General features: G+C 69.1%; 12 protein-coding genes. 10 read left to right on the top strand and 2 right to left on the bottom strand.

Features of this window, described 5'->3' with window-relative positions:
• Window positions 1-9: 9 nt before the first annotated feature.
• Window positions 10-1362 carry a TIGR01777 family oxidoreductase gene (locus tag P3H15_RS44270; RefSeq protein WP_276143097.1) on the bottom strand — a complete coding sequence of 451 codons (1353 nt, stop codon included), beginning with the start codon at window positions 1360-1362 and terminating at the stop codon, window positions 10-12.
• 59 nt (window positions 1363-1421) lie between these two features.
• Here P3H15_RS44270 and P3H15_RS44265 point away from each other — a divergent pair, with 59 nt between their 5' ends.
• Window positions 1422-2903, top strand: a complete 1482-nt coding sequence (locus tag P3H15_RS44265) for an SDR family oxidoreductase (protein WP_276143096.1) — start codon at window positions 1422-1424, stop codon at window positions 2901-2903.
• On the opposite strand, the gene P3H15_RS44260 is transcribed toward P3H15_RS44265, so the two are convergent.
• The gene (locus P3H15_RS44260) at window positions 2882-3484 is read right to left on the bottom strand and encodes a lipocalin family protein (protein WP_276143095.1); all 603 of its coding nucleotides are present in this window, start codon (window positions 3482-3484) and stop codon (window positions 2882-2884) included. The genes P3H15_RS44265 and P3H15_RS44260 overlap by 22 nt on opposite strands.
• A 203-nt stretch (window positions 3485-3687) precedes the next feature.
• On the opposite strand from P3H15_RS44260, the gene P3H15_RS44255 reads away from it, so the two are divergent.
• The 9 genes from P3H15_RS44255 (at window position 3688) to P3H15_RS44215 (ending at window position 12070) form a co-directional block, all read left to right on the top strand.
• The gene (locus P3H15_RS44255) at window positions 3688-4368 is read left to right on the top strand and encodes a fasciclin domain-containing protein (RefSeq protein ID WP_276143094.1); all 681 of its coding nucleotides are present in this window, start codon (window positions 3688-3690) and stop codon (window positions 4366-4368) included.
• A 97-nt stretch (window positions 4369-4465) separates the two neighbouring features.
• The gene (locus tag P3H15_RS44250; protein WP_276143122.1) at window positions 4466-5110 is read left to right on the top strand and encodes a S9 family peptidase; all 645 of its coding nucleotides are present in this window, start codon (window positions 4466-4468) and stop codon (window positions 5108-5110) included.
• Window positions 5103-6434 (top strand): NAD(P)/FAD-dependent oxidoreductase, encoded by a 1332-nt coding sequence (locus tag P3H15_RS44245; protein WP_276143093.1) that lies wholly within the window; start codon window positions 5103-5105, stop codon window positions 6432-6434. Before P3H15_RS44250 ends, P3H15_RS44245 begins: the two co-directional genes overlap by 8 nt.
• Entirely contained in the window at window positions 6431-7180 is a 750-nt protein-coding gene (locus tag P3H15_RS44240; RefSeq protein ID WP_276143092.1) for a DUF1365 domain-containing protein, read from the top strand. Before P3H15_RS44245 ends, P3H15_RS44240 begins: the two co-directional genes overlap by 4 nt.
• The gene (locus P3H15_RS44235; protein ID WP_276143091.1) at window positions 7177-8565 is read left to right on the top strand and encodes a class I SAM-dependent methyltransferase; all 1389 of its coding nucleotides are present in this window, start codon (window positions 7177-7179) and stop codon (window positions 8563-8565) included. The genes P3H15_RS44240 and P3H15_RS44235 overlap by 4 nt, the downstream gene beginning before the upstream one ends.
• Window positions 8562-9866, top strand: coding sequence for a cyclopropane-fatty-acyl-phospholipid synthase family protein (locus tag P3H15_RS44230; RefSeq protein ID WP_276143090.1), 1305 nt, complete (start codon window positions 8562-8564; stop codon window positions 9864-9866). The genes P3H15_RS44235 and P3H15_RS44230 overlap by 4 nt, the downstream gene beginning before the upstream one ends.
• The gene (locus P3H15_RS44225; RefSeq protein ID WP_276143089.1) at window positions 9863-10663 is read left to right on the top strand and encodes a DUF1295 domain-containing protein; all 801 of its coding nucleotides are present in this window, start codon (window positions 9863-9865) and stop codon (window positions 10661-10663) included. The genes P3H15_RS44230 and P3H15_RS44225 overlap by 4 nt, the downstream gene beginning before the upstream one ends.
• A 98-nt stretch (window positions 10664-10761) precedes the next feature.
• Complete coding sequence (locus tag P3H15_RS44220) at window positions 10762-11340, top strand: sigma-70 family RNA polymerase sigma factor (protein ID WP_124393860.1); 579 nt, start codon at window positions 10762-10764, stop codon at window positions 11338-11340.
• On the top strand, window positions 11333-12070 hold the full coding sequence (locus P3H15_RS44215; protein ID WP_276143088.1) for an anti-sigma factor: 738 nt from the start codon (window positions 11333-11335) through the stop codon (window positions 12068-12070). The genes P3H15_RS44220 and P3H15_RS44215 overlap by 8 nt, the downstream gene beginning before the upstream one ends.
• Window positions 12071-12146 lie beyond the last annotated feature (76 nt).

Below are 12146 nucleotides of genomic sequence, written 5' to 3'. Positions count from 1 at the left end.
TGCGCTGCGCTACGCCTCGTCCGTCCTGAACCGGCCGAGCTGGTGGCGCAGCGCCGTGTCGAGGGCGGGCCGCCGGAACCGGTGGCCGCGGCCCTCGAGCTTGCCGGGGGCGACCCGCTGATCGGCCAGGGCGAGCTCCCGCGCACCCTGTTCCCCGAGCAGCAGTTTCGGACCGAAATCAGGCACCGGAAGGAAGGCCGGGCGATGCAGCACCGACGCCAGGACTGCGGTGTACTCCTCGTTGCGAACAGGATTCGGCGCCACCGCGTTCACCGGCCCGCTCAACCCCGGATCCACGACGGCACGATGGTAGACGTCGATCAGATCGTCGATGTCTATCCACGACAGCCACTGCGTTCCGGCGCCCAGGCGACCTCCGAGTCCGACCTCGAACAGCGGCCGCTGCAGGCGCAGCACACCCCCGCTCGGGGACTGGACGATCCCCGTGCGGACCTGCACCACCCGCAGTCCGGCGTCCGCTGCCGGCGTCGCCGCGTCCTCCCAGTCCGCGACGACGTCGGCGAGGAAGCCGTCGCCCCGCTCATCCTGCTCGTGCAGCACCGCGTCGCCGCGGTCGGGGCCGTAGTACCCGATCGCCGACGCACTGACGAACGTCTTCGGTCCCTGCCCGGATGCGGCCGCCAGCTCCGCGAGCCGCCGCGTGGGTTCGATACGACTGTCCCTGATCGCCCGGCGATGACCGTCGGTGAACCGTCCCGCGATGGACGCGCCTGCCAGGTGGATCACCGCGTCGACGCCGTCGAGCAGGTCCGCGGCGGGCGCATCCGGGTTCCAGCGCCGCTCGCCGGGCGTGCTGGGAGCGCGGCGCACGAGACGGATCACCCGGTGCCCGCCCGTGCTCAGGAACGCGGTCAGGGCGGAGCCGACGAGCCCCGAACTGCCCGTCACCGCGATCGTGAGGGGACCGGGCAGCAGGGTGGACGCCCAGTGGTGCCGGGAGATGTCGTCGGCCAGTTGGCGGTGCCGGTAGACGAACGTCGACCGGAGGAACTGGCCGGGCACGATGGTGTCGACCCGGTCGGTGACCCGGGTCCGGCCCTCGGACACGACGTCGAACGTGTGCGTGTGCCGCCACGGCACCAGCAGGCGCAGCGGCAGGGCGGCCGAATAATCGACGAACCGGTGCGGAGGGTCGTATTCCTTCGCGTCGTGCTGCGCGACCCACGTCAGGCCGCCGGGCATGCGCAGTTCGGCACGACCCGATTCCAGAGACTCGGATTCCTTCGCGAGGCTGAGCGGCTGCCACGGCGGTGAGAGCCGGGTGAAGGCCCCGGTCCTGGTGTGCCAGGCGAACAACTCGTCCCGCGAGGCCTCGACCACGCTCGAATGCACGATGCCCATGACCCGACCATAGTCGCGACAGGCCGCGCGGCGGTGACAACGACGGGTAGCGTGTGGGAATGACGCAGTTACGTGTACTGGTCACCGGAGCCACCGGATACATCGGCGGACGCCTCGCTCCCCGGCTCGCGGAAGCCGGCCACCGGGTGCGGGTACTGGTGCGTTCACCGGAAAAACTGACCGACGTTCCGTGGGCGTCCGACGTCGACATCGCTCGCGGCGATCTGAGCGACCCCGAATCCCTTTCTGCCGCTTTCACGGACATGGACGTCGTCTACTACCTCGTGCACTCGATGGGAGGGTCGGACGAGTTCGAGAAGGCCGAACGCATCAGCGCGGAGAACGTGGCCGAGGCGGCCCGCACGGCAGGTGTCGGCCGGATCGTCTACCTCGGCGGGCTGCATCCCGATTCCGCGGATCTCTCGCCGCACCTGCGCTCGCGCACCCAGGTGGGCCGGATACTCGTCGACTCCGGTGTCCCCACAATGGTTCTGCAGGCCGGGGTGGTCATCGGCTCCGGTTCGGCATCGTTCGAGATGATCCGCCACCTCACCAACCGGCTCCCGGTGATGACGACGCCGCGGTGGGTGAACAACAAGATCCAGCCGATCGCGGTCCGCGACGTGCTGCACTACCTCGTCGCCGCGGCCGAGGCACCGTTGCCGCACAGTCGCACGTTCGACATCGGTGGCCCCGACGTCCTCCGCTACGGCGAGATGATGCAGACGTACGCCGAGGTCGCCGGTCTGCGTCAGCGTCGCATCCTCGTCCTCCCGGTGCTGACCCCGAAACTCGCGGGCCTGTGGATCGGTCTGGTCACCCCGATCCCCCGCTCACTCGGGCGGGCTCTGATCGAATCGCTCCACAACGACGCCGTCGCCGGCGAGCACGACATCGACGACGTGATCCCGCCACCGAAGGCCGGCCTGACGACGTACCGGGACGCCGTCCGATTGGCGTTGCGGCGCATCGACAACGGCGAGGTGGAGACGACGTGGGCCAGTGCGTCCCCGGTCGGCGCCCCCTCCGATCCGTTGCCGTCCGACCCCGACTGGGCCGGTGAGGTCGTCTACACCGACGAACGCACCAAGGGCTGCGACGCCGACGCCGCAACGCTGTGGACCGTCGTCGAGAGCATCGGCGGCGAGAACGGCTGGTACTCCTTTCCACTCGCGTGGTCCGTGCGCGGCTGGCTCGACCGCGTCGTCGGCGGCGTCGGGCTCACGCGGGGACGCCGGAACCCCAAGCAGCTCAACACCGGTGACCCCCTGGACTTCTGGCGGGTCGAACGCATCGACCGGGGGTCGCTGCTCCGGCTGCGCGCCGAGATGCGGGCACCGGGCGGGGCGTGGCTCGAATGGACCGTCCACAGTGTGGATCCCGACCGGTCCCGGCTCGATCAGCGCGCCATCTTCTTCCCGAAAGGTCTGGCCGGGCGGCTGTACTGGTATTCCATCCTGCCGTTCCACGGAATCATCTTCAAAGGCATGATGGAGAACATCACCGGGTCGGCGGCCCGTCAGACCGTGCAGAGCGGCTGAATCCCCTCTCTGCCACCGGTGGTCGGGGACGTCAGCAACAGGCACGAGTTGTAGCCCCGCGATTCCACCACCTGCCGGATCTGCTTCCACCCCGCGTCGTCGACCGCCGGAGTGCGGGAGAGCACGAAACCCGACACCCGTGCCGGATCACCGACCAGCGCCCACGAATAGTCGTCGGCGATGTAGGTGACCACGTAGTTGGTGGGACCGTCCGCCGCACTCTGGAACGGCACGTCCGGGAAACTCACGTGGAGCTGCGCGTTGGTCACCGGATCGTTGACGCGCGCGTTGCCCCTGATCCCGTTCGTCCCACCCGCCCACGTGGTGCACCGGTTGGCGACGCTGACGTTCGACGGGTCGATCGGTCCGTACGTCGCCCTCGTGTCCCGCGCGCAGTCGAGGTTGAACGGCTGTGGCACAGCGGCCAACTGATACCACGTGCCCAGGTACCTCTGGACGTCGAGGGCTGGCACGGGGGCGAGCGCACCCGGTTGAGCGTATGCAGGGCCGGCCGCCAGCAGCACAGCCGCGGCGGCGGCCGACAGCGCGGCGGCGATCCCACGGACCTTCGACGGTGTCATCTCGAATCCTTTCAACATGCGGCGACGAAAACGGGCAGCCGAAACAGAGGGCCGGCGCAGCACCCTCTCTCGGGGTATTCGATGCCCGTTCCGGATCGGATGGGTCGCTGCGAGAGAACTTTCGACCCATCCGTTCGGAAGACCGCTCCGAATGCCTGTCGATGGTGCTCCCCCGCACCCACACCGGAGAGAGGCAATTTCTGATGAAGATCACCACACGAGTCCTGGCAGTCGCCGCGAGCACGTCCCTGGTCCTGCTGGGCGCGGCGTGTTCGTCGGACGACAGCGGCTCGTCCAGCAGCGGCTCCGCTTCGGAGGCGATGACGTCCGAGTCGATGTCGTCCGAGTCGATGTCGTCCGGTTCGATGACCGCGTCCGCGATGGCCGACCCCGCCGCCAACCTGGTCGGTCCGGGCTGCGCCGAGTACGCGAAGACGGTGCCGGACGGCGCCGGTTCGGTCAGCGGCATGGCGCAGGATCCGGTTGCGACGGCCGCGTCCAACAACCCCCTGCTCACCACGCTCACCGCCGCGGTGTCCGGTCAGCTCAACCCGCAGGTCAACCTCGTCGACACGCTGAACAGCGGGCAGTTCACGGTCTTCGCGCCGGTGGATGCCGCGTTCGCGAAGGTCGACCCGGCCACGATCGAGACGCTCAAGACCGACCCGGCCCTGCTCACGAAGGTCCTGACGTACCACGTGGTCCCCGGCCAGATCGCGCCGAGTGACATCGCCGGCGAGCACACGACCGTCGAGGGCGGCACGGTCACCGTCACCGGTTCGGGTGACGACCTGAAGGTCAACGACGCAGGCGTCATCTGCGGCGGCGTCCAGACCGCCAACGCCACGGTGTACCTGATCGACTCCGTCCTGATGCCCCAGTAGGCACCCCCCACGTGAGTGGGAAAGCGTGGTCCGGCACGCTTTCCCGCTCACGTGGGGGTCTGCCCATCCGAGTCGAAGTCAGCTCCGAATAATGGATATGGAGAGAGGCTCACCCACCCCGGCGTACGTGCTCGTGCTGCCCGGCGGCAAACCACGCAGTCAGGACCCGTCACGCTGCTGGCACCTGTCGAACCTGCGCATGATCTGGTTGGCCCGGTCCCTGAGGTCGACGCTCGGACCCCACGGCATCGCCGTGCAGCGGCTGCAGTACCGGGTTCGCGGATGGAACGCCCCCGAGGCCAGCCCGGTGCACGACGCCCGAATGGCCCTCGAGCGGGCCCGACTGCGGTTCGGGGACGTCCCCGTCGCCGTCGTGGGGCATTCGATGGGCGGCCGCGTCGCCGCACACCTCGCCGGCATCGACAACGTCCGCGCGATCGCCGCCCTCGCACCCTGGTGGCCCGAATCCGACGCCGATCTGGTGCCCGCCGACCGCAGCCTGATGGTCGCGCACGGAACCGCCGACCGCTGGACGGACCCCGTCGCCTCCCGGATCCAGACCGAACAGGCGCTGGCGCGCGGCGTGAACGCCTCCTGGCATCCGCTCTCCGGAGCCGGCCACTTCATGCTCACCCGACCGGGGTGGTGGCATCGCATCACGGCCGATTTCGTTCTCGACGCCTTCGCCGCCGAGGGTGTCGTCGCCGCACCGACAGACCGGAAAGCAGGTCGCCATGCATGATCCGGAGAAGCTGGAACGCAGGAACGTCGCCGTGATCGGCAGCGGCGTCGCCGGGTTGACCGCCGCCTACGTTCTGTCCCGCCACGACCGCGTCACCCTCTACGAGTCCGACGCCCGTCTCGGCGGCCACGCCCACACCCACCACCTGACGCTGGATTCGGGTGTGGAGGTGGACGTCGACACCGGCTTCATCGTGCACAACGACCGCACCTACCCCACCCTGCTGCGCCTGTTCGCCGAACTCGACGTGGCCACCCAGGATTCCGACATGTCGATGTCGATCCGATCCGACGTGACCGGGCTCGAGTACGCGGGCGCGAAGGGCCTCCGCGGACTGTTCCCGACCGCACGCAACCTGGCCCGGCCCCGGTACTGGCGCATGCTCGGCGAGGTCCTCCGGTTCCACCGCCGTGCCCGGACCGTGCTCGACGCCCCGGCCGGCGCGCAGGAACCGCTGGGCGAATTCCTGGCCCGCAACGGTTTCAGCCCGTACTTCGTCGAGCATTTCATGACCCCGCTCGTCGCGGCGGTGTGGTCGTGCGATCCCGCGACCGCCGCGCACTACCCGGCCCGCTACCTGTTCACCTTCCTCGACCACCACGGAATGCTCACCGTCTTCGGCTCACCCACCTGGCGCACCGTGACCGGCGGATCCGCCCGCTACGTCGAGAAGGTGGCGGCACACGTCGACGAGATTCTGCTCGAAACCCCGGTGCAGCAGGTGGAGCGCACCCCGGACGGCGGCACCTGCGTCGTCGACCGCCGCGGCGACGTCCGGTACTTCGACGCCGTGGTGGTCGCCGTGCACCCGCGTCACGCGCTCGCCATGCTCGGCGACGCCTCCGATCTCGAGGCGGAGATCCTGGGCGCCATGCCGTATTCGGTGAACCACGCGCAGTTGCACACCGATGTGTCGCTGCTGCCCCGCGCCGAGCACGCCCGGGCATCCTGGAACTACCTGACTCCCGCCGACGGCACAGACGCGGCGGGTGTCGTCGTCACCTACGACATGACCCGGCTCATGCGCCTCGACACGGTGCGCGACCGGCGGTTCCTCGTCACGCTCGGCGGCAAGCACCTCGTCGACCCGTCGACGGTCGTGGCGGAGATGACATACGAACATCCCGTGTACACCCCCGATTCCGTCGCGGCACAGTCGCGGTTGCACGAACTCGGTTCCGGCACATTCGCTTTCGCCGGCGCCTACCACGGCTGGGGGTTCCACGAGGACGGGGCGCTCTCGGGACTGCGCGCCGCCGAACGCATCGGCCGCTCGTGGGATGCGCAGACGGCTCGACCCCACGAACGGGAGACGGTGTCGTGACCGCGCCCGCGATCTACTCGACGAGGATCCGGCACGCGCGCACCGAACCGGTCCGCAACAGCTTCGAGTACACAAGCTACAGCTGGTTCGTCGACGTGGACGCCCTTCCGCGCCTCCCGCGGTGGCTCGGACCGTTCGCCCGCTTCCGCGCCGAGGACCACCTCGAACCGGATCCGGCCGCCGCCGCCGCCGCCGAGGACACGCTGCGCAGCAGGGTGGATGCATTCCTCGCCGGACACGGGGTCGGCCTCAGCGGCGGCCGGGTGACGGCCCTTCTCAACGCGCGGGTGCTCGGCTACGTGTTCAACCCGCTCAGCGTGTACTGGTGCCACGACGCCGACGGCGGCCTGCGATGCGTGATCGCCGAGGTGCACAACACGTACGGTCAGCGGCACGGCTACCTGATCCGGCCCGACGGCGACGACCGCGCCGAGGTGGACAAGCAGTTCTACGTCTCACCGTTCAACGACGTGAGCGGCCGCTACGACATGCGGTTCCCCGAGCCCGGCGACACCCTCTCCCTGAACGTGGTTCTCCATCGGGACGGGCACGGACCGTTCACCGCGACGGTGCGGGGGACGCGGCAGCCGGCCACCAGCCGGACGGTTCTGAGGACTCAACTACGCACTCCCCTGGCACCTCTCGTGGTGTCGGCGCGCATCCGCATCCAGGGAATCACGTTGTGGGCCCGTGGACTCCCCGTCATGGCCCGGCCCGACGGCCGTCAGAAGGAGACAGTTCAGTGAGAAGGAACAAGGACACCGGCACGGACGGGTCGCCTGCCGTGCGCACGGCCGGCGAGGGGTTCGCCGGCGAGGACCCGCGGATCGACAACCGGATCTGGCCGGGTCTGGCCGACGTGCCGACCGGTGTGCGTGCGGCGGCCTCGGCGAAGGTCGCCGACCGACTGTTCCGCCGCGCGGCCGCCGACCTCGACGTCCGCATCGAGTATCCCGACGGCACCCTGGTGGGGGCACGCCGGGAGCAGGAGATCCTGCCCCGCATGATCATCCGCAATCCCGACGCATTCGCCCGGCGGGTCGGAACGAGCGGACTGATCGGATTCGGCGAGTCCTACATGGCCGGCGACTGGACGTCGCCGGATCTCGCCGCGGTGCTCAGCGTGTTCGCCTCCCGGATGGCGACGCTCATTCCCCGGCCTTTGCAGCGGCTGCGCGCGCTCTACGTCGCCAAACACCCTGCGCAGGAACGTAACACCGAGCAGAACACCCGCTCCAACATCTCCCGGCACTACGACCTGTCCAACGAGATGTTCGAGACGTTCCTCGACGAGACGCTGACGTACTCGAGCGCGCTGTTCTCGTCGACGCCGACCCGCGTGGGGGAGGTCCGGGACGTGACCGTTCTGCGGGCCCCCGTCCCGCAGGTCACCCCGAAGTGGGACGACTTCGCGGACGCGCAGCGCCGCAAGATCGATCGGCTGCTCGACGAGGCCGGTGTCGGCGCGGGCACCCGGTTGCTCGAGATCGGGACGGGCTGGGGAGAGTTGTGCATCCGGGCGGCGGAACGCGGCGCCGTGGTCCGCTCCGTGACGCTGTCCAGCGAACAGCAGAGCCTGGCCCGCCTGCGTGTCGCCGAGGCCGGACACTCGGACGCCGTGCAGATCGACCTGCTCGACTACCGCAACGTCGACGGCGAATACGACGCCATCGTCTCCGTCGAGATGATCGAAGCCGTCGGGCACCAGTACTGGGCCACCTACTTCCGGGTGCTCGACAAGCTCCTCGCCCCGGGCGGAAGGGTTGCGCTGCAGGCGATCACCATGCCGCACGATCGGATGCTGCAGACCCGCAACACCTACACCTGGGTGCACAAGTACATCTTCCCCGGCGGGTTCCTCCCCTCGACCGAGGCGATCGAATCCGTCACCGCCGAACACACCGGGCTGCGGGTGCGGGAACGCCTGAGCATGGGACAGCACTACGCGGAGACGCTGCGGCTGTGGAAGGAGCGGTTCGCCGCGCACAGCGCGCAGGCGGAGGAACTCGGATTCGACGAGACGTTCCGCCGGATGTGGCATTTCTACCTCTGCTACTCGGAGGCCGGGTTCCGCTCCGGCTACATCGACGTCCAGCAGCTCGTCCTCGACAAGACGGGAGCACGACCGTGACCGTGGCCGCCGAACTCGACAAGGCGTTGCGTCCGCTCGTCCGCGGCGAACTGCCCGTGCACCTGACCGCGTGGGACGGCAGTACCGCCGGCCCGGCGACGGCGCCGAAGGTGGTGCTGCGCAGTCCCGACGCCCTGCGCCGATTGCTGTGGAGCCCGGGCGAACTCGGGGCGGCGCAGGCCTATGTGACGGGTGAGATCGACGTCGAGGGCGACCTGGGCGAGGCCTTGGCGCACGTGTGGGCGGTGGCCCGCGAGCGCGGGCTGAGCGGAGTGCGGCCGAGCCCGTCGACGGTCGCGAAGGTGCTGCGGGTCGCCGCGAAACTGGGTGTCGTGGGCGGCCCCCTCCCCGCACCCGCCACGCAGGCGAACATCCACGGCCGGCTGCACAGCCTGCTGCGCGACCGCGCCGCGATCAGCCACCACTACGACCTCTCCAACGATTTCTACTCGCTGATCCTGGACCCGCAGATGGCCTACTCCTGCGCGTACTTCACCCGGAATGCGCCGGGCACGCCGCAGGATCCGGACTACCGGCTCGAGGACGCACAGCGGGACAAGCTGGACCTGGTGTGCCGCAAGATCGGGCTCGAACCCGGCATGCGGTTGCTCGACATCGGCTGCGGATGGGGGTCGCTGAGCCTGCACGCCGCATCCGCGTACGGCGCCCGGGTCGTCGGGGTCACGATCTCCCGGGAGCAGAAGGCCTTCATCGACGCGCGGATCGCCGAACGCGGGTTGCAGGACCGCGTCGAGATCCGATTGCAGGACTACCGGGAGGTCCCCGACGGGCCGTTCGACGCCGTCGCCTCCCTCGAAATGGGTGAGCACGTGGGCGAGAAGAACTACGCCCGGTACGCGCAGGCCCTCTACGACAACGCGAAGCCCGGTGCGCGGGTGCTGATCCAGCAGATGTCGCGCACCGGACGCCATCCCGGCGGCGGCCCGTTCATCGAGTCGTTCATAGCTCCCGACATGACCATGCGTCCGGTCGGCGAGAGCGTCGCGTACCTCGAACGAGCCGGGCTCGAGGTGCGCGACGTGCATGGCCTTCGCGAGCACTACGTCTGGACCGTCGACGCGTGGCTGGAGCAGTTCGAGTCCCGCTGGGACGACGTCGTCGCGATGGTCGGGTTGGAGATGGCCCGGGTGTGGCGGCTGTACCTCGTCGGCGGCGGGATGAGCTTCGCGCAGGGCCGCATGGGCGTCGATCAGATCCTGGCCGTGAAGCCGACCGCGGCGGGCCAGTCGCTGATGCCGGCGGTGCGGGTCGATTGCACAGGTTCCGGCGTGCTCCGATGAACGGCTTCGACTGGTCGGATTTCGGCGCCGTCACCGCGGTGAGCCTGCTGGTGCTCGCACTCCTGCAGGCCGCGACGTTCCTCGTCGGCCGGCGGATCGGGCGCTACAACGTCGTCGACGTGACGTGGGGCCTCGGCTTCGTGCTGGTGGCGTTCGTGGCCGCCGTCCTCGGCGACGGCGACGCGCTGCGCCGGTGGCTGGTGGTGGTGCTCGTCGCGGTGTGGGGTCTGCGGCTGACCTGGCACATGTACACGAAGTCGGCGGGCAAGGGCGAGGACCCGCGGTACGAGGAGATGCTCGACCGGGCCGGCGGCGACTCGCCGGGCGTCGTCATCAGGAAGATCTTCCTCACCCAGGGATTCGCGCAGTGGTTCGTCTCGCTGCCGCTGCAGGTGTCGGCCGTGCTCGGTCCGGCATCCGGAGTCGGCGCGGTGGCGGTGGTGCTCGGTGTCCTCCTGTGGGTGATCGGCGTCGTGTTCGAATCAGTGGGCGATCACCAGTTGAAGACGTTCAAGGCCGACCCGTCGAACAAGGGCGAGATCATGGACGTCGGCCTGTGGGCGTGGACGCGGCACCCGAACTACTTCGGCGACTCCTGCGTGTGGTGGGGGCTGTGGCTGATCGCGGCGAGCGTGTGGCCCGGCGCCGTCACCGTGCTGTCCCCCGTGGTCATGACATATTTCCTGGTGTTCGCGACGGGGGCGAGGTTGCTCGAGAAGTCGATGTCGCAGCGTCCCGGCTACCCCGAATACCAGCAGCGAACCAGTTACTTCCTTCCCCTGCCACCGAAGCGGTGAGCACCGTGCCGGCATCGCTCGCCCCTCCCCGGGTCCTGTCCTGGTCACACCGGCCGCAACCTGCTATTAGGCTGTGGATCGATGAACGGAATGGGCCGATGACCGGCGTCGACAGGGACACGGAGAACGTGACGCTGACGGCGTTGCTGGCGCGTATCTCACGCGGCGAGCGGGATGCGTTCAGCGACTTCTACGAACGCACCAGCGCGCGGGTGTACGGCATGGTGCTGCGCGTGCTGCGCGATCCCGGATACAGCGAGGAAACCACGCAGGAGGTGTACCTGCAGGTCTGGAACAACGCGGCGAAATTCGATCCGAAGCAGGGGTCGCCGCTGTCGTGGCTGATCACCCTCGCCCACCGCCGCGCCGTCGACCGGGTGCGGTCCGAGCAGTCCGGATCCGAACGCGAAGCCGCCTACGGCGCCTCGAGTTGGTACGGACCGTTCGACGCGGTGTCGGAGGAAGTCACCCGGCGGGGCGACACCAGCGACGTCGTCGACTGCCTCGGCACGCTCACCGAAGTCCAGCAGCGAACCGTGGTCCTCGCCTATTACGGGGGGCTGACCTACCGGGAAGTGTCGGAACGGTTGTCCGTGGCTCTTCCCACGGTGAAATCACGCATTCGCGACGGATTGATCAGGCTCAAGCAATGTCTGGGGGTGCAGTTCGATGGATGAGTCCCAGCACGACATCCTCGACCTCGCTCAGGTGTATGCACTCGACGCCGTCGACGATCAGCAGCGCCGAGAGATCGACACCGCGCTCGAGGGCGCACCGCCCCACCTTCGCCTGGAGTTCGACACCGCGGTGCGCGGGGTGCGCGAGACGATGGCCGCCCAGTCTGCGGCCACCGCGGTCGAACCGCCCGACTACCTGCTCGGGCGCATCCTCGATGCCCTGCCCGGCACTGCCTCGGCGCCCGCGCCGGTGGCGCTGGACGAGGTTCGTGCGCGCAGGCGCAGGCGTCTCCTCGGCGCTCTGGGTGCGGCGGCCGCCGTAGTCGTCCTCGCCGTCGGTGGCATCACCGTCGCCCAGCAGTTGCAGAGCGACGAAACCCAACCAGTTCCCGCGCAGATCCTCGCGGCCGACGACGTCCGCACCGCGGCAGCACCGATCGCCGGCGGCGGTTCGGCGACCGTCGTGTACTCCAAGGACGTCGACGCCGGACTGCTGGTCATGAACGACGTCCCACCGCCCGAGCCCGGATCGGTCTATCAGATGTGGCTGCTCGGGCCGTCGCACGAACCGGTGTCCGCCGGGATCATGGAGGCCGACGACGTGTCACCGTCGACGACCGCGGTCGTGAACGACATCGACCAGTCCACGGCACTCGGATTCAGTGTGGAACCGCCCGGCGGTTCGACCCAGCCCACCGGCGACATCTTCGCGACGGTGAACCTCACCTGACGTGAGTGGCAAAGCGTGCGCGGGCACGCTTCGCCACTCACCTGGGGGACCGGGTCAGGCGTTGGCGGCTTTGTAT

It is taken from the genome of Rhodococcus sp. T2V (genome assembly GCF_029269925.1).
GTDB lineage: Bacteria > Actinomycetota > Actinomycetes > Mycobacteriales > Mycobacteriaceae > Rhodococcus_F > Rhodococcus_F koreensis.
The sequence above is the reverse complement of the archived record's forward strand: the minus strand, read 5'-3'. Positions and strand labels throughout refer to the sequence as shown.